The following is a 17,529-nucleotide window of genomic DNA, read 5'->3' as shown; positions in this document are numbered from 1 at the left end:
TTGTCACTTTGGGACCTCACAGTTAAAACGACCATAATGGATTGGGTGAGCACCCAATCTTCTTTTAAAACTGCGGATGGTCCCCGCCGTGTCACACTGATCGGTTCTACCGGATCAATTGGTACTCAGGGTCTAGACGTCATCCAGAATGCGCCGGAACAATTTAGCGTGGCAGCACTTAGCGGCGGTTACAACCTGGCGCTGTTGGCCGAGCAAGCAGTCACCTTCCGCCCCGAGGTGGTTGGCGCCGCAGTGGAGAATGTTGACGAATTGGCTACCGCGATTTCTTCAGCCGCGCGAACGGCGGGCGTGACCGGCTATGCTCCACAGCTGCTCAGTGGAGCCGATGCCGCGACGCAGATAGCTGGATACAACGAAGCCGACGTAGTTCTCAACGGTATTACCGGAGCGATTGGGTTGGAACCAACCATTGCGGCGCTTCAAGCCGGACACCTGCTGGCGCTGGCAAATAAAGAGTCGCTGATTATCGGTGGACAAGTCGTCAAGCAGATCGCGGCCCCCGGTCAGATTTCTCCGGTCGACTCCGAACATTCCGCGCTGGCTCAGGCACTGCGTTCTGGGACCCCGGAAGAAGTTTCCAAATTGATTGTCACCGCGTCAGGTGGCCCCTTCTTCGGTTGCAGCTATGAACAACTGCGTGAGGTGAGTCCAGCACAAGCATTGGCGCACCCAACGTGGGATATGGGACGCATGGTGACCACGAATTCGGCGACCATGGTCAACAAAGCATTGGAAGTTATCGAAGCCCACCTGCTCTTTGATGTGCCACTAGAACGCATCGAACCCCTAGTTCACCGCCAATCCATTGTGCATTCAATGGTTGAGTTCATTGACGGTTCGGTGATAGCTCAAGCGTCGCCGCCGGATATGCGTCTGGCAATTGCGCTGGGCATCAATTGGCCACACCGCGTCGCTGGCGCCGCAGAACCCTGTGATTTTTCCACCGCCTCCTCCTGGACCTTTGAACCATTGGATGAGTCAGTGTTTACCGCGGTGAAGTTGGCGAAACAGGCAGCTGCCGCCTCCGGGACCCACATGGCTGTGTACAACGCGGCAAATGAGGTCGCCGTTGAAGCCTTCCATGAAGGCCGGATTCGTTTCACAGATATCGTTGAAACCATTGACCGGGTACTTGAGGCTTATACGCCGGTGAACGCGGAGCTTTCGGCTGAAGTAGTTCTCCAGACAGATCAGTGGGCGCGTGCCCACGCCACCGCGATGCTGAAGGAAAAAGCATGAACGTACTAATGTTCCTTGGCGGCGTGCTCTTCATGGTCGTTGTCATTGCCTTGTCTATTGCTTTGCATGAGGTGGGCCACCTGATTCCTGCCAAAAAATTTGGATTGCGTGTTCCGCAATACATGATTGGCTTCGGCAAAACGATCTTCTCTTTCAAGCGAGGAGAAACCGAATACGGGCTCAAAGCGCTGCCCCTAGGCGGCTACATCTCTATGGTGGGTATGTATCCGCCACGCCCGGTCGCTGAAGCAGGGAAGCAGAAGAAGCCAGGATTCTTTAACAAGATTTTTGGCCAAATGGTGGACGACGCCCGCTCACAAGCCAACGAAAATGTTGAAAGCAGCGACGAGGGGCGGCTGTTCTACCAGCTGCCCATTTACAAGCGCGTGATAATCATGCTTGGCGGCCCATTTGTAAACCTCTTGCTGGGATTTTTGCTCATTGGCGTGGTGATTACCGGTTTTGGTGTTCCTACAACAACCACCACAGTTTCCGAGGTATACCAGTGCATTGCAAGCGCAGAAAATACGGATGCAACCGAATGCACGGCTAGTGACACTGAGGCTCCCGCCTACGCCGCTGGTTTACTCCCGGGGGACACTATCACTTCGGTCAATGGGACCGCCGTGGCTCACGACGCATGGTATGAGCTCACTGGTGTGATTCGCGATCATCCTGGCCAGAGCATCAGCCTGACTTATACCCGTGGAGGAGTGGAACACCAGACCACGCTCAAGCCACATTTGACCGACCGCCCGGTGCTAGATGACCAGGGTTACCCGGTTACTGATGAAAATGGCAACACGAAAACTGCGCAGGTAGGCTTCGTGGGGATGAGCTCGCAGGTTGAGAATATAGCTCAACCAGTCACCGAAGTTCCTAGCGTGGTGGGAAACCAGCTGCTGACGATTGGCAACGTTATTCTGCACCTACCGCAACGCATGGTTGACGTTGCGCAGGCTGCCTTCGGGACGGAAGAACGAGACCCCAACGGCCCAGTTTCTATCGTGGGTGTGGGCCGTATCGCCGGTGAAATCAATGCCCACGAAGGAATCGCGATCGGCGACAAGATTGCCTCGTTGCTTTCCCTAGCGGGCGGATTAAACCTCGCATTGTTCGCGTTTAACCTGATTCCACTGTTACCACTAGATGGTGGGCACGTGATTGGTGCCTTATATGAGGGCGTGAAGCGAACCGTGGCACGCATCTTCGGCCGCAAAAATGTGGCTCCGGTAGACACCATTAAATTGTTGCCACTGACCTACGTGGTGGCTGCCGCGATGTTGCTGATGGGCGGTCTCTTAATATACGCGGACATTTTCAAACCAATAAGCATCTTCTAGCCCTGAAGGAAATAGGCTGTAGCCATGACTGTTTTTGCTGTTGAATACGAGTATGCGCAGGACTCTACAGAACTGCGCAACGAGCACCGTCCGGCCCACCGGGCTTTCCTCACTGAGTACTTGGGCGAGGGTAGCGTTCGGCTGTTGGCTTCTGGTCCCACCCCGGTATTTGACGGTGCGTTGCTGATATTTGCCGCTGCGAGCGAAGCTGCGCTGGAAGAAGTACTAGCCGTTGATCCGTTCAACAAGGTCGGTGGCCTGGCTAAGACCACCATCACCGAATGGAATCCGGTTATTGGTTTGCTTTCCGAGTTCGCTTCCTAACCCACCCGTGTGGAAAACCCCAACGTTTGCTTCTGCAACGTTGGGTTTTTTCTTTGGAAAAGTTGCCGCGCCTCGCAAAAATGCAGTTACTGGTCTAGTCGGCACAGTGCTTCATGTCACGTAAGGTTTCGGAATTGAATTGCGGAAGTGCTCGTTGGAGTAGATGAAGCGTCAGCTTTATTTACTTTTCGATTCGTTAAATAGGAGCAACACAATATGGCTACTAAGGTCCTTACTCTGGTCGGTTCCCTTCGTGCAGGTTCGACAAATCTGCAGCTTGCTGAAGCAACCGCATTGAACTCACCAGAAGGCGTTGAAGTCAGTGTTTACTCGGGCCTTGACAGCCTGCCGTTTTACAACGAAGACCACGATGTTGAGGGATCTGTGCCAGCAGCTGCTCAGGCGCTTCGCGATGCAGCCGGTGAAGCTGACGCGCTCTTGCTGATTTCCCCTGAATACAACGGCACCATGCCAGCGGTACTCAAGAACGCCATCGACTGGCTGTCGCGTCCCTTCGGTACTGGTGCTGTGAAGGACAAGCCATCTGCGGTCATTGGTACCGCTTTTGGCCAGTACGGTGGCGTGTGGGCTCAGGATGAGGCTCGCAAGGCACTGACCATCGCCGGAGCAAACGTTTTGGAAGACGTGAAGCTTTCCATCCCTAATTCAGTTGTTCGTTTTGCTGAACTTCACCCCAAGGATGACGCCGAGGTTGTTGGGCAGGTTGCCGAAGTTCTGGCAAACATTCGCACGGTAGCCGAAGCTAACTAAGTTTTTATGCGTGAATTTGCGAGAAAAGCCCCGGCTTCGTCGTGGCTTTTCTCGCATCCTTACCACTAGCACGCCAGACGGTGCGATACTTGGTATAGAAAAACCTACAATCACTTCGGAGGCATCCATTGACTTCGGTCAAACTCGGCATGCCGGCGGCACCACCGCCGGTAATTACTCCACGTCGTAAGACTCGTCAGTTTAATGTCGGCAGTGTGGGCATCGGTTCGAACTCGCCAATCAGCGTACAGACGATGACCACCACTAAGACTTATGACATCAACGCAACATTGCAGCAGATCGCCGAGGTGACGGCCGCCGGTTGCGATATCGTGCGTGTCGCATGCCCGACCGATAAAGATGCCGAGGCGTTGCCGATTATTGCGATGAAATCGCAGATCCCGGTTATTGCTGACATCCACTTCCAGCCAAAGTATGTTTTTGCTGCGATCGAAGCCGGCTGCGGAGCTGTTCGTGTAAACCCAGGCAACATTCGCAAGTTTGATGACCAAGTCAAAGAAATCGCAGCTGCTGCGAAGGATCACGGTACGTCGATCCGTATCGGTGTCAACGGTGGATCGCTGCACCCGAAACTTCTGAAAAAGTATGGCAAGGCGACCCCAGAAGCATTGGTTGAATCAGCCATTTGGGAAGCTTCCCTCTTTGAAGAGCACGGGTTCCACGACTTTAAGATTTCGGTCAAGCACAGCGACCCGGTCATCATGGTTCGTGCCTACGAGCTTTTGGCCGAATCTGGAGATTGGCCATTGCACCTAGGCGTGACCGAAGCTGGTCCTGCCTTCCAGGGAACTATCAAGTCCTCTGTGGCTTTTGGTTCCTTGCTCTCGCGTGGCATTGGTGACACCATTCGTGTCTCGCTCTCGGCCCCTCCTGTCGAAGAGGTCAAGGTGGGCAACCAAATTCTTGAATCGTTGAACTTGCGCCCGCGTAAGCTCGACATTGTTTCTTGCCCTTCGTGTGGTCGTGCTCAGGTAGATGTTTACACCTTGGCTGAAAAGGTCACCGCTGGCCTGGAAGGCATGAAGGCTCCACTACGCGTCGCCGTGATGGGTTGTGTTGTCAACGGTCCAGGTGAGGCCCGTGACGCTGACCTTGGGGTAGCCTCCGGTAACGGTAAGGGACAGATCTTCGTCAAGGGAGAGGTCATCAAGACCGTGCCTGAAGACCAGATCGTCGAGACACTCATTGAAGAAGCTAATCGTTTAGCTGAACAAATGGATCTGGACAATGACGAGAATCCTACCTCGGGTTCTCCCGTGGTCTCCGTCAGCTAGACAGAGCCCACCAGGGGAAGTCCGAGTCTTGGGCCGCAGGGACACTGCGGCCCTACTCGCATTGCTTGATCAAGACCCAGTCGTTAATATCTTTACCCGTTCTCAGCTTGCCCTGCACCGTTCTGCCGTCCCGGATGGGTTCGCGCACTTGCTGGGCATTAACGGCGAGGACGGGTTGGAATCAGCCTGCTGGGTGGGTGCAAATATTGCGCCTACAGCCATGACTGATGAACATGCTCGTGCTTACGCCCAATATGCGTTAGACACCAGACAACGCTTCGCTTCGGTCTTCGGGCCAGCTCAAACCGTCTTGGCTATGCGTGAAGTACTTGCCACCGGCCCGCAAGATTTTTTTGACGTAAGAGAAAATCAACCAATGATGAGTATCCGCCGTCGCTCTGAAGCCGCGGCGATACGTTCCTTGCGTGTGGCTACCTTGCAGGACTTTGACCTCGTCTTACCGGCCAGCGCTGCCATGTTTGAAGAGGAGCTGGGATATTCTCCGCTGGAAAATGGCGGCGGGTACTACCGCAGCCGGGTACGCCAACTGATTCGCGAAGGCCATACGCTTATCGACACCGATGAGTACGGTGAGATCATCTTCAAAGCGGATCTGGGTACGGTCACCACGGCTGCAGTGCAGATCCAGGGAGTGTGGATCAGCCCCCGACATCGCGGTCAGGGCCTGTCCACTGGATATATGGCAGCCACAGTTGCTTACGCCCTACGATTTGCTCCAACCGTCAGTCTCTACGTCAACGACTTCAACCTACCTGCAATCAGGTCCTACGAACGAGTTGGTTTTGAGCAGGTTGGAACTTTTGCGACCATCCTCTTCTAACCCCTGAAGGCGGCCTTCTGCCACCTTCTATGGTCACAATCCACGATGAGCAGGCTCCTGTCTTCTAGACTCGAGGACAGTAACTATCGTGACGGGAATATCTGTGGCTCTTGCCAGACGCACCAAACTCTACTTTGCCTCGGGGCTTTGTCTTGCCGGTCTATTGCTTAGCGGATGCAGCACACCAGCTGAACCGAGCGAAGAAACTTCGGGCACCGCTTTGCAAATCAACGCAGACCAACTTGAAAGTCATTTGAAAGAATTCGTCAAAGATGATTCGAAGGCAAGGGTCATTTCTGATGCGAAATTACGAAAGAGCATCCCAGAAGCCCAAGCGTGGATTGAGGGGTTGAGCGTTTCGCCGAGTAAGTGCGGCGTCACCTTTGCCGCCCCGGTCACCGAACAGCTAGCAAAATCAAAAATGGCAGCGGTACAGTTTGATGACCGATATCTGACGGTCGCCGTCTATCAGGATGTCCAAGCATTAAAAAATCAGTGGGAAAGCGAAGCGAAAGCTAGTGGTGAATGCGCTAGATACTCGGTGACCATTGATGGAAAAACTCGTGCTTATCATTTGGCGAAACAGTCTTTGAAGACCAAAGGCGAGCTAAACGACGCATATGTGGTTACCAGCAGTGACGGATCGGCGACGCAACAGCAGCTGGTAATCCGTGCCGCTCGTGGCAACGTCATGATTGGTTTCCAGCAGGAAACCTCGGCGCAAAAAACTCAAGAACAACTTCAATATGGCGCAGAACGTATCGACGCGTTATTTGACGAACTCGAATAGCCTTTTGTTGGCTTCATGAAAACTTTTACTTCCAGCCCGGCGATAGACCGCGGCACATTCTAAGGATGCCCCATGACTAAACGTTCCCTTTGGATACTTCCTCTGGCCGCGATGCTGGCCCTAAGCAGTTGTTCCTCAAGCGGCGGTGACGATACAGTATCCACCGCACCGAGCTCCCCGTCATCGCAGCAACAAGAGACAACGTCAGGTAAGACGCTGTCAGCAGATCAGGTCAAAGACGTGGTCACTAAGCTGGTGGGGGATGACTCTTCAGCCCAGATCCTGGATAACGAGGTGATGAAACCCCAGTTGGAACAGGCCAAGAAGATGTCTGGTGCCAGTGGAATCAAACCCGAGAAATGTGCCGACGAACAGGAAAAATATAGCGTCACCGACCTGACAGGGACTGTAGCGGCTTCAGCCACAGTCCAAGGTGACGCTACTGGTAAAGTAATCCAGATTTTCTCGATCACCGATGATGCGACGCGCACAAAGATCTCCGAGGCCTTAAAGCTGCCAAACATAGATGGCTGCGAAACCATCACCGTGAGTGTTTCTGGGCAGGATGTCAGTGCGGACAGGCAGATCCTGAAGCTTGATTCCACGGCGAATCAGTCGCTGACCATGGCTACGCAGATGAAAGTCGGAGCAGACCAGCACTTGAATTCCGTCGCGGTTCAAGCCCTCGATGGAAACAACTTCGTACTGGTGACTTTTTCTAGCGGCACTGTAGAAGCGCCATTACTAGCCGGTGACGCAATGCAGCTAGCGGATCAAGCTTTTGAGGAAATCAAAGCACTGCAGTAAATGCGGAATGCTCTTTTATTTCTAGGTTATGTCCAAATGGAGAAGTTGGGCCGGTAACTCGTTAGACACTTTGAGCATGGAGAAATTGCTTTGGGACACTTCTGCTTGTCCGGTGCGTACTTATGGGGTTCTCAGGGAGTTTCAATCGTGTGTTTGCGTGAAGAGTTGTCGTGACCGCCTAAGTGAAGCGTTTGACGAAATCAAATTGGTGCAATAAACCCACGAATGACTTTTATTTCTAACCAATATTCTAATACAGTGGAACCGACAGCTACTCGACGTGAGGATTGAATCATGAAAAAACGCTCATTGTGGTTACTTCCACTTGCCGGCGCGCTCGCTCTAACTGGTTGTTCCGATGCGGGCACTGATGCTCCTGCAGCCTCGGGGGATGCGCAGCCTACCCAGGAAGCCGTGGCAGCAGAACCTTTGGACGCGGCTGCAGTCAAGACGATTGTCGAAAAACTTGTGGCTGATGAATCCGGCGCACAGGTCATCGATAGTGCCGCTATCGCTGAATCTCTGCCCCAGGCCAAAAAACTGGTCGAGAGCATGAAGATCGAACCAGCTGAATGTGCCGATCTGGTTGTTCAGCAGAGTTCTCTAGACATCACGGGCATTAACATGGCCACGGCCATCGTTGCCGGCGAAAAGCCTGGCGAATCAACCAGCTACAGCGTTGCTTCCTACGAGGATGACGCGAAGCTGGCGACGGCCAAGAAAGCAGCGGAAACCAAGGATCTTCAGGGGTGCGATAAGTTCTCCATGGAGATGCAGGGCATGAAGCTGAACGCCTCAGCCGAAATTCTGGATGCTACTTCGGATGCAGACCTGACTGTCGCCACCAAGTCGAATATCTCCATGGATGGCAAGGAAGTTCCCATGGGCAGCCTCACGCTACAGGGCTTCGTTGGCCCGAACATGGTCTCTGTTGCCTACTCTGGCGAGGTCGACGACGAGAAAACCAAGCTAGATGAACTAACCAAAGAATTGAACGTCGCTGTTGCCGAGCTGAATAAGACTCAGTAGCTACAAAGATTCTCATGAATGCCGTTTGTGCCCGTTGAAGGGCTCAAGCGGCATTTTTGGTCTCCGGAGAGCTAAACAGATAGCTGAAAGCAACGATTGCCACACAAAAGGCGGGCAGCAGAAGGTAATTTAGAGAAAATCCTTCTCATCCACTGCGTTGCATGGCATTCTCAATTAATGACTGTGAACCGCCGCCAACCCGAAGCGACATATCAAGCAGCGCTAACTGCCGGTGAAGATCCTATGGTCAAGGCGAGAGGTCTCAAAGCCTTGCATCAGCGGTGGGCAGAAGGAACACAGATTCCCTCAGTAGTTCGACCGGTAGTCGCACGTTCCTGGGGACGGGCTGGCGCGCAGGTCAACGACATCGTTCCTTTGGCGGCAGTCGCCTTGCAAGCGCGTAGGGAAGCAAACGATGAATTGAGCTCGCTCGTAGATCTTTTTAAAGATCGGCTCCTTCCGCTTGCTACACAGGCTGGCAATCAACTCGTGATTTCTGACAGCCAAGGCTATGTGCTCTGGGTACTTGGCCCCTCAATGGTACGCCGACGTAGTGACGGAATCGGATTTGTCGCCGGAGCAAGGTGGCGTGAAAGCGATGTGGGAACCAACGGTATTGGGGCAGCCATGGCGGAGCGGTCTCCAGTGCAGATCTTTGGACCAGAGCATGCCCGTGAAGAACAACATTCCTGGGTATGTACCTCGGCGCCACTGATTAATCCAGGAAACTCTTCTCTTGTAGGTGCGGTGACCTTGGCCGGATCATTTCGGACAGCACACCCACACTCCTTGGCACTGGTTTCTTCGGTGGCGCGTGAAGCACAATCGGTCCTACGCACCGAGCATCTGTTACGGATGCAACGTCTCGAATTAGCGACTTCACTGCCAGAAACTGAATACCTATTAGTGGATACTCAGGGCTCAGTGGCCACGTCTCGGGGCTATGACGTAGACGGAAGGATCTCGATCCCCGTCGGTATGGAGGAAGGGCGCCAATGGGTTGCTGGTGTAGGCGCCGTGGACGTGCAGCGTACCTTGGGCGGTTGGCTGTTGCAGCGCGCACAAGAAGAGATCACTTTGGAACTCAACGATTCGCTGATTCACCAGGCCGTTGTGCATAGCACCAGCGGATCAACGCGTATTGGGCTCAGCGCCAAGCATTGGCAAATTGTGCAACTTTTAGCCGCGTGCCCAGCGGGTGTAAGTTCTGTGACCTTGCAGGAACTGTGGCCGGCAGGCACCGCTAGCGTCACGATACGGGCGGAACTTTCGCGGTTGCGCGCAAAGCTGCCCGGATTGATCGCATCTAGACCTTACCGGTTGGCAGTTCCAGTTATCCGGGGAGTCTAATTTTTGTTGGTTGCAACCTATTGCAACACTTTCTTTTTGTGACCCAGCTCATAGTCTTACTTCAGCGCGGCAATGTTGCCGCACCATTTCCCGGACTCCCGAAGAATTGAAGTGATGAGAATGGCGAACAACGAACCGCTAATGCAAGCTCAACAGTGGTGCCAAGAGTTGCAGCGAGCACTTGACGCAGGTGATGTTCAAGAAGCCGTGAAACTGTTTGGTAAAGAATGCTACTGGCGAGATCTCACTTCGTTGACCTGGAACCTGCACACCAGCGAAGGACGGGAAGACATTGCGAAGATGCTGCTCGGTGTCGAACGCGGTGCCTGGCCACGAAATCTGGAGATCACCAGTGCTGCGCATGCTGACGGGGTTATTGAAGCCTGGTTTACCTTTCACAACGATACCTTCGAAGGCCTTGGTCTCCTTCGCTTACGCGATGGTCGCTGCTGGACCTTGCTCAGCACCGCGCAATCACTGCGTGAGTATCCCGAACCTGCCGGTACCCGCCGTGAACTGGGGGCAGAGCACGGTTCGAGCATGAGCAAAGAAAATTGGTTGGACCGCCGTCTCGCCGAACAGCAATCGCTGGGAATCACCGAGCAGCCCTACACGCTTATCATCGGTGGTGGACAAGGTGGTATTGGTTTGGCCGCTCGGCTCAAAAGGATGGGTGTGCCAGCACTGGTTATCGACAAGCTGGCTCGGCCAGGAGACCAATGGCGCTCACGGTACCATTCGCTGGCCCTGCATGATCCAGTCTGGTACGACCATATGCCTTACATCCAGTTCCCTGATCACTGGCCAGTATTCACTCCCAAAGATAAAATGGGCGACTGGCTGGAAAGCTACACAAAGCTCATGGAACTGAATTACTGGTCACTGACCGAAGCAACTAGCGCCAAGCAAGATCCAGAAGGAGAAGGGTGGATTGTAGAGGTCGAACGTGATGGCGTGCCCCTGACCTTACGCCCCACTCAGTTAGTCATCGCGACAGGTATGTCGGGTATTCCTAACGTCCCGCAATATCCTGGAGCTGAGAAATTTACAGGCGAGCAGAACCATTCATCACAACACTCCGGCGGTGAACGTTTTGCAGGTAAAAACGTCGTGGTGATTGGTGCTAATAATTCCGCGCATGACATCTGCGCAGATCTAGTTCAAAACGGTGCGCACCCCACCATGGTGCAACGATCGAGCACGCACATTGTGCGTTCAGAGTCGCTGATGAACAACGTACTCGGTCCACTATATTCTGAGGAAGCTTTAGCTGCGGGAATTGATCATAATCAAGCAGACCTCATCTTTGCCTCAATCCCATACAGGGTTCTTCCCGAGTTCCATAAGCCAGCCTTCGCCCAGATTCGTGAGCAAGACGCAGATTTCTACCAATCCCTAGAAGACGCAGGGTTTGACCTCGACTTCGGTGATGACGACTCGGGACTCTTTTTGAAGTACTTACGTCGTGGCTCTGGCTATTACATCAATATCGGTGCCAGCGAGCTGGTTGCCGACGGCTCTATTGCACTGGCCAAAGGGGAAGTGTCCCATCTAACGGAAAATAGTGTCGTGCTGGTCGACGGAACTGAACTGCCAGCTGATGCTGTTGTTTACGCCACCGGTTATGGTTCGATGAACGGTTGGGCAGCACGGCTGATCTCGCAAGAAGTAGCTGACGAAGTCGGCAAATGCTGGGGCCTGGGCTCAGATACTGCTAAAGACCCCGGACCTTGGCAGGGAGAACTGCGCAATATGTGGAAACCCACCAAGGTTAAAAACTTGTGGTTCCACGGTGGGAATCTGCATCAGTCACGGCACTACTCCAAATATTTGGGCCTGCAACTCAAGGCTAGATACGAGGGGATATCCACCCCGGTTTATGCGCTCGCCGAGACCTATCACCGATCCTGAGATCTACTCCCATTGAACCTAGGTTCAGGCGGGCCCGGAGAAAGTACGAACTACGTACTTTCTCCGGGCCCGCTGTGCATGTGCTGAATTCGTGCCGAGGGTCTTTCTCCTGAATTTCATTTGAAATAGGGTGGTCTGAATACTATTTTCAGAATCGATTCAATATGTCGTCAAAGTGGTGCTAGCTGGACGGAGCGTGAGCTCTTTTCAAGGTAATGGGATCTTAGGCAACTTAAAGTAGCTGCAAGTAGTTTTCCAGAGAATTAAGGCTGTTGAATTCCTCTCACCTAAGGACTCCGGGAATTTGCCATCCGAGCATTGAAGTTTCTTCCGGAGCACACCAAAAGTGACCGAAAAAACGCTAAAACGGGTTCGAGTAGCAAGGATCAAGACGATGGAACCAGAGAATGAGGTTAATAGCATGTAGAAAATGGCTCCGCCGAGGTCTTTTGCAGGCCGTTGTCGGCGAAACCCGACCTCTCGTATCCCTTGAATTTATTGGCAAGTGGCGGGAAGCGGTAGGATTGAAGATGGTCGAGATTGTGGCCGAAACCCATTTGATTTTGCATAGCTGGTCGGCACCCGAAAACGCCTCGGGAGTCGACGGACGGAAAAGGACGCCCCCGCGTGGTTTTGAAGCTTTCCACCCTGTTCCTGCGCACCTTGCGCGAAGATCCCGTTGAAGCAGAAGTAGACAGCCATAAGCTGCTAGTTCGTGCCGGGTACATTCGCCGCGCAGCACCGGGCATTTACACCTGGCTGCCACTGGGCTTGAAGGTGCTTGCTCGGGTAGAGGCCATTGTTCGTGAAGAAATGAATGCCATTGGCGCCCAAGAAGTTCACTTCCCGGCATTGTTACCGCGTGAACCTTATGAGCAGACCGGTCGCTGGACTGAATATGGCGAAGGCCTGTTCCGTCTGAAGGACCGTAAGGGAGCCGATTACCTACTGGCACCGACCCATGAGGAAATGTTCACCTTATTGGTCAAGGACTTGTACTCCTCATACAAGGACCTTCCGGCGTACCTGTACCAGATTCAGAACAAGTACCGAGATGAAGCCCGTCCACGTGCGGGTCTGTTGCGTGGTCGCGAATTCATCATGAAGGATTCTTACTCCTTCAACATTGATGATGAGGGCCTGGACGAAGCTTATGTTGCGCACCGAGGCGCCTACGTGCGAATCTTCGAACGTTTGGGTCTTGAAGTTGTTCCTGTGTTCGCGCAGGCCGGTGCCATGGGCGGGTCTAAGTCTGAAGAGTTCTTGCACCCAACAGCGGTAGGCGAAGATACCTTTGTGCGTTCGCCAGGCGGTTATGCCGCGAACGTCGAAGCAGTGACGACAGTGGTCCCTGACGCAATTGATTTCAGCGACGCTGCGCCTTTCGAAGTACTGGACACCCCAGATACCCCGACCATCGAGACCTTGGTTGAGGTGGCTAATCAGCTGCGCCCGCGCGCCGAAGGCCAATGGACCGCAGCTGACACCCTGAAAAACGTCGTTGTTGCGGTTATTGATCCAGAAGGCAACCGTCACGTGGTTGTTATCGGTATCCCAGGTGACCGTCAGGTCGACCTGAAGCGTGCCGAAGCAACCATCGGCCTTGCGTTGGAAATCAACGGTGAAGTAGCTGTCGAAGCGGCTAACGCCGAAGACCTTGCAAAGCACCCGGAACTGATCGCAGGTTACATTGGCCCAGGCAACGGACTGGATCAGCAAGTACTCGGGACCGAAGCATCCAGTGGCATCATCTACCTAGTAGATCCACGCATTGTTTCCGGAACCAGCTGGATTACCGGTGCCAATGAAAAGGGCAAGCACGTCTTCGGGCTTGTGGCTGAACGTGATTTCTCATTTGACGGCACCATCGAGTCAGTCAAGGTCCGCGAAGGCGACCCAGCGCCGGACGGTTCGGGACCGCTACGCACCGAGCGCGGTATCGAAATGGGACATATCTTCCAGCTCGGCCGTAAGTACGCTGCGTCCTTGGACCTGAAGGTTCTGGACAAGAACGGCAAGCTTTCCGTAGTCACCATGGGTTCCTACGGAATCGGTGTCACCCGTGCGGTGGCGGCGCTGGCCGAGGCTTATCATGATGAGAATGGTCTGGCCTGGCCTAAGCAAGTTGCTCCGGCGGACATCCACATTGTGGTGACAGGCAAGGGCGAAGAGCTTTTGGCAGCAGCCGACAATCTCGCCAAGGAATTCGAAGCCAAGGGCATGGAGGTTATCTTTGATGACCGTCCGAAGGTCTCCGCTGGCGTGAAGTTCTCCGATGCAGAGCTCATCGGTGTGCCAACCATCGTGGTAGTTGGCCGCGGACTTGCCGACGGAGTTGTTGAGGTCAAGGACCGTGCGACCGGCGAACGCCGCGACGTGGCAGTGACCGATGTCGTGGAGGAATTGACCGCGTAACACCGGTGCATTTCATCAGAAATAAATGAATAGAGGTAGCAGCGCGGTGCCGGAGATTCTTTCCTTTTTGTCACTTGACGGTCTTGAATTCAGCTGGCCGTCGCTGATCCTGCTTTTGCTAGCAGGATTCGCGGCGGGCTGGATTGATGCGGTTGTCGGTGGTGGGGGATTGATCCAGTTGCCCGCGCTGCTGCTTTTTCCTGGAATGAGTCCGGTGCAGGCCTTAGCTACAAATAAGTTAGGCTCCATTTTTGGCACAACAACCAGCGCCATTACGTATTACCGGCGAACTAGTCCGGATCTAAAGACCGCTATTCCCATGGCGTTGATGGCGATGCTTGGTGCCTTCGGGGGAGCGGCCATTGCGACGGTCCTTCCAGAACAGTGGATCCAGCCGATTATTATTGCTGCTCTCGTCGCGGTGTTGGCCTTTACAATCTTTAAACCCGCTGCCGGAGAGCTAAGCAAACTACGGTATCAAGGTAGCGGTCATTACCTGCGTGCAATTCTGATCGGTCTGATTATTGGTGGTTATGACGGCATGATTGGTCCCGGCACCGGATCATTCTTGATCATCGCCATGGTCACGGTGCTCGGCTACAACTTCTTGCAGTCTTCGGCCAAAGCAAAAATCGTCAATCTTGCCACCAACTTTGGCGCGCTGGTTTTATTCATCCCCGCTGGGCACGTTGTCTTCGGGCTCGGCTTGGCTATGGGCGTGATGAATATGGCCGGTGGCTACCTCGGCGCTCGCATGGCAATATCCAAGGGCAGCAAGTTCATTCGGATCATTTTCGTAATCGTGGTGTGCGCCTTGATTCTTAAACTCGGTTCCGACATGTTATTCGCCTAGTCGAGCTACAACTCATCCGACTCTGGTGCGCAGCCCGGATTTAGCGGAACTGGGACGTGGAATCCATAAAGACATAAATGTCTCTAAGCAATTTTGCGGGAGTGCCGAAAACCGTTCATTCGTTTAACCAAAAACTGCCGGTTCGCTCAAAAACGAACCGACAATCTCTGGAGGCAATGTCCCCATATTGCCTTACCTAGAATCAACATCAACCAGCCCCGGCCCATCCCCATAGGCCGGTGCGGCTTGAAGAGCCGAATCGGTTGTATTGCCACAACCAATCCTTCTCCCTATTTGCAGGTGCCCGCGAAAGCTGACCGTCTTCTAGGACGTTTTTTGTTGGTAACAACAGTTTCCGCTGTGCCAGAGAATTCCCTACTTTGAGCGGATCAATCTGACGTTCACTTAAGAATCTCAAAACTATGAGTCAGCCGCGTCATACCAGCACGGTATCTTTCACGGGGAACACTCAGCTTCGTTTGGGAACCGGGTCATTTGGCAGGGTGAAACCCGAACGATAAGCCAACGCGACCGCCGACGCTCGATCCCGTGAACCAGTTTTGAAAAGAATCCGGGCAACATGTGTTTTTACCGTTGCCTCGCTCAGGACCAGCAAATCTCGGATTTCGTGGTTAGACATTCCGGCGGCCACTAACCGCAGAACTTCCTGTTCACGTCGGGTCAATAAAGTTGAGACATCGGGAAGGTCTGTGGAGCTTGTCCGAATCCGGTTAACGAGTCGGGTTGCGGCCGTGGCATCCAACCACGTTTCACCGGCCGCCACACGCCGAATCGCGACGGAAATTTCGGTAGGCAAGGCATGTTTGAGCAGATAGCCGCTGGCGCCGGCCTGCAAAGCTTGAGCTACGATTTCTTCGTCGTCAAAGGTCGTCATGATCAGCACCTGGACCAGATGATCACTGGACTCACGTGTTTCTTGAACAAGTTTTCTTGTCGTTTGGACACCGTCAATGCCAGGCATGCGGACATCCATGAGCACCACATCGACGGCGTATTCCCGAGCCATTGATAGCGCTTCGATACCTGATCCAGCCTCAGCAACAACTTCAATGTCAGGCTCTGCCGAAAGCAGCATGGAAATGCCAGCCCGGACCATGTGCTGATCGTCCACGATTAGCACGCGCGTTTTAGCCTTGAGATGCGCCGGAAGAATTCTGGAATTTTCGGTATTCACTTCGTCGACTTACCTTTCACCCAGCATCGTCTATTGGGGCTTGCTCGCGTGAACCCTGATCACTCTTGGCCGGTAAGACTGCCTTGACCAAGAAACCGTCATTAGTTGGTTCAGCGACTAAAGAGCCACCACTGATGGTGACGCGTTCGCGCAATCCCAAGAGCCCGAATCCTCCGGAGAGGCCCGGAGTTTTAACCGCACCAGAAACTGAGCGGACAACAATTGTTAATGACAGCGGATCCCAGTGTATTTCAACTGCTGCCTTGGCGCCTTGCCCCGCATGGCGCATGACATTGGACAGGCTTTCCTGCACCACCCGGTAGCCTGCGTGGCCAATACTTGGATCAATGGGGCACTCGATGCCTGTAACTTTCTTTGAAATCTCTACGCCTGAAGCCCGAGCCGCGTCGATGAGCTCTGCGATATCACTTAGCTCGCGCGGTAACGACCCAGGATCTTTAGCGTCTTCGCTGCGCAGCATTCCCAGCAGACGGTGGAGTTCCCGGATACTTTGCTCTGCGGTTTCTTGAACGTCCGCCAACGCGGCGTCCAAATCCACCATCCGGGACTTGGTGCGTTGCACGGTGCGCAAGCCCGCGGTTTGCAACACGATGGCGGTCAGCGAATGCGCCACACTGTCGTGCAGATCGCGGCTGATCCGCAGACGCTCCATGATTGTGGCTTCTTCGCGAACCTGGGTGGCCCACGCACGTTCGGTACGCAAAGCGTGTTCATAACGCGACAAGGCCACAGCGGAGAACCACACTGAGAGTACCAACAGGGTCATCACAAAGAAGCTGGGAAGCGCCGAGGTGAGATTACCCAATAGCTGTAGCTTCGTGGAGGCGAACGAGGCAGTGAGAATCGGGATAATCGCGGCTGGCAGAGCCAGATAGGCGCGCGGCGGTGGGAGATGCCTAGCGAGAAAAAAGAGCGCTATCAGGAATCCGGCCATCATGGTCGGGGCACCGGGCACGAATAGGCAAACGGTACTCAACGCCATCATCGTCAGATAGGCAGGTATAAAGGAGCGTGAATACACCAGTGTGCAATATCCCAGGAAAGAAACCCCTGCGATGATCCACACAGAAACAGAACCGCTAAATTCCCTAGGATTACGCGCGTACCAGATGTACATTTCGAGGATAAAGCCGGCAAGAGCAATGATTGAGCGCTGCCACGTGACGGTCCGGCTCAAGGCCTTCACCCGATCAAGCATGGAACGACTGGCATTGAAGCGAATTGGAGATCCCGGGGAGTTTTGGGTGGGACCTGAACCCGGCGGAGCAACCATGGCAACGACTTTCTAGGGTCTTGTGGGTGCAGTGAAGGCAGCCAGTGAACG

The 17,529-nt window shown here is 53.8% G+C and carries 15 protein-coding genes; 13 read left to right on the top strand and 2 right to left on the bottom strand.

The features are described from left to right. The first annotated feature begins 36 nt into the window (after positions 1–36). The 13 genes from dxr (at position 37) to VJ369_RS09415 (ending at position 14,989) form a co-directional block, all read left to right on the top strand. A complete protein-coding gene (dxr, locus tag VJ369_RS09475) occupies positions 37–1,260 on the top strand; it encodes a 1-deoxy-D-xylulose-5-phosphate reductoisomerase (RefSeq protein WP_324091827.1) in 1,224 nt (407 codons plus the stop codon). Continuing rightward, positions 1,257–2,603 carry a M50 family metallopeptidase gene (locus VJ369_RS09470; RefSeq protein WP_324091826.1) on the top strand — a complete coding sequence of 449 codons (1,347 nt, stop codon included), beginning with the start codon at positions 1,257–1,259 and terminating at the stop codon, positions 2,601–2,603. Before dxr ends, VJ369_RS09470 begins: the two co-directional genes overlap by 4 nt. A 24-nt stretch (positions 2,604–2,627) precedes the next feature. After that, positions 2,628–2,927, top strand: coding sequence for a YciI family protein (locus VJ369_RS09465; RefSeq protein WP_324091825.1), 300 nt, complete (start codon positions 2,628–2,630; stop codon positions 2,925–2,927). 216 nt (positions 2,928–3,143) lie between these two features. Next, a complete protein-coding gene (locus VJ369_RS09460; protein ID WP_324091824.1) occupies positions 3,144–3,698 on the top strand; it encodes an NAD(P)H-dependent oxidoreductase in 555 nt (184 codons plus the stop codon). A 128-nt stretch (positions 3,699–3,826) separates the two neighbouring features. Next, positions 3,827–4,993 (top strand): flavodoxin-dependent (E)-4-hydroxy-3-methylbut-2-enyl-diphosphate synthase, encoded by a 1,167-nt coding sequence (gene ispG, locus VJ369_RS09455; RefSeq protein WP_324091823.1) that lies wholly within the window; start codon positions 3,827–3,829, stop codon positions 4,991–4,993. 28 nt (positions 4,994–5,021) lie between these two features. Continuing rightward, the gene (locus VJ369_RS09450) at positions 5,022–5,834 is read left to right on the top strand and encodes a GNAT family N-acetyltransferase (protein WP_324091822.1); all 813 of its coding nucleotides are present in this window, start codon (positions 5,022–5,024) and stop codon (positions 5,832–5,834) included. 88 nt (positions 5,835–5,922) lie between these two features. Further along, positions 5,923–6,624 (top strand): hypothetical protein, encoded by a 702-nt coding sequence (locus tag VJ369_RS09445; RefSeq protein WP_324091821.1) that lies wholly within the window; start codon positions 5,923–5,925, stop codon positions 6,622–6,624. 72 nt (positions 6,625–6,696) lie between these two features. Continuing rightward, on the top strand, positions 6,697–7,431 hold the full coding sequence (locus VJ369_RS09440; RefSeq protein ID WP_324091820.1) for a hypothetical protein: 735 nt from the start codon (positions 6,697–6,699) through the stop codon (positions 7,429–7,431). A 294-nt stretch (positions 7,432–7,725) separates the two neighbouring features. Beyond that, positions 7,726–8,460 (top strand): hypothetical protein, encoded by a 735-nt coding sequence (locus VJ369_RS09435; RefSeq protein WP_324091819.1) that lies wholly within the window; start codon positions 7,726–7,728, stop codon positions 8,458–8,460. 177 nt (positions 8,461–8,637) lie between these two features. Beyond that, positions 8,638–9,810, top strand: a complete 1,173-nt coding sequence (locus VJ369_RS09430) for a helix-turn-helix domain-containing protein (protein ID WP_324091818.1) — start codon at positions 8,638–8,640, stop codon at positions 9,808–9,810. Positions 9,811–9,951: 141 nt separating this feature from the next. Then, entirely contained in the window at positions 9,952–11,721 is a 1,770-nt protein-coding gene (locus VJ369_RS09425; RefSeq protein WP_324091817.1) for an NAD(P)/FAD-dependent oxidoreductase, read from the top strand. Positions 11,722–12,348: 627 nt separating this feature from the next. Continuing rightward, positions 12,349–14,136, top strand: coding sequence for a proline--tRNA ligase (locus tag VJ369_RS09420; RefSeq protein ID WP_324091816.1), 1,788 nt, complete (start codon positions 12,349–12,351; stop codon positions 14,134–14,136). A 25-nt stretch (positions 14,137–14,161) separates the two neighbouring features. After that, on the top strand, positions 14,162–14,989 hold the full coding sequence (locus tag VJ369_RS09415) for a sulfite exporter TauE/SafE family protein (RefSeq protein ID WP_324091815.1): 828 nt from the start codon (positions 14,162–14,164) through the stop codon (positions 14,987–14,989). Positions 14,990–15,458: 469 nt separating this feature from the next. On the opposite strand, the gene VJ369_RS09410 is transcribed toward VJ369_RS09415, so the two are convergent. Then, positions 15,459–16,184 carry a response regulator transcription factor gene (locus VJ369_RS09410; protein ID WP_324091814.1) on the bottom strand — a complete coding sequence of 242 codons (726 nt, stop codon included), beginning with the start codon at positions 16,182–16,184 and terminating at the stop codon, positions 15,459–15,461. A 16-nt stretch (positions 16,185–16,200) separates the two neighbouring features. Continuing rightward, positions 16,201–17,382 (bottom strand): sensor histidine kinase, encoded by a 1,182-nt coding sequence (locus tag VJ369_RS09405; protein WP_324091813.1) that lies wholly within the window; start codon positions 17,380–17,382, stop codon positions 16,201–16,203. Positions 17,383–17,529 lie beyond the last annotated feature (147 nt).

The organism is Glutamicibacter sp. (assembly GCF_035257265.1).
In the GTDB taxonomy this organism is placed as follows: domain Bacteria; phylum Actinomycetota; class Actinomycetes; order Actinomycetales; family Micrococcaceae; genus Glutamicibacter.
The sequence above is the reverse complement of the archived record's forward strand: the minus strand, read 5'-3'. Positions and strand labels throughout refer to the sequence as shown.

Excerpts from the sequence above, each read along its gene's own strand:
- dxr (WP_324091827.1), top strand. The coding sequence starts at position 37 with ATGGATTGGGTGAGCACCCAATCTTCTTTTAAAACTGCGGATGGTCCC.
- VJ369_RS09470 (WP_324091826.1), top strand. The coding sequence starts at position 1,257 with ATGAACGTACTAATGTTCCTTGGCGGCGTGCTCTTCATGGTCGTTGTC.
- VJ369_RS09465 (WP_324091825.1), top strand. The coding sequence starts at position 2,628 with ATGACTGTTTTTGCTGTTGAATACGAGTATGCGCAGGACTCTACAGAA.
- VJ369_RS09460 (WP_324091824.1), top strand. The coding sequence starts at position 3,144 with ATGGCTACTAAGGTCCTTACTCTGGTCGGTTCCCTTCGTGCAGGTTCG.
- VJ369_RS09440 (WP_324091820.1), top strand. The coding sequence starts at position 6,697 with ATGACTAAACGTTCCCTTTGGATACTTCCTCTGGCCGCGATGCTGGCC.
- VJ369_RS09435 (WP_324091819.1), top strand. The coding sequence starts at position 7,726 with ATGAAAAAACGCTCATTGTGGTTACTTCCACTTGCCGGCGCGCTCGCT.
- VJ369_RS09430 (WP_324091818.1), top strand. The coding sequence starts at position 8,638 with ATGACTGTGAACCGCCGCCAACCCGAAGCGACATATCAAGCAGCGCTA.
- VJ369_RS09425 (WP_324091817.1), top strand. The coding sequence starts at position 9,952 with ATGCAAGCTCAACAGTGGTGCCAAGAGTTGCAGCGAGCACTTGACGCA.
- VJ369_RS09415 (WP_324091815.1), top strand. The coding sequence starts at position 14,162 with ATGAATAGAGGTAGCAGCGCGGTGCCGGAGATTCTTTCCTTTTTGTCA.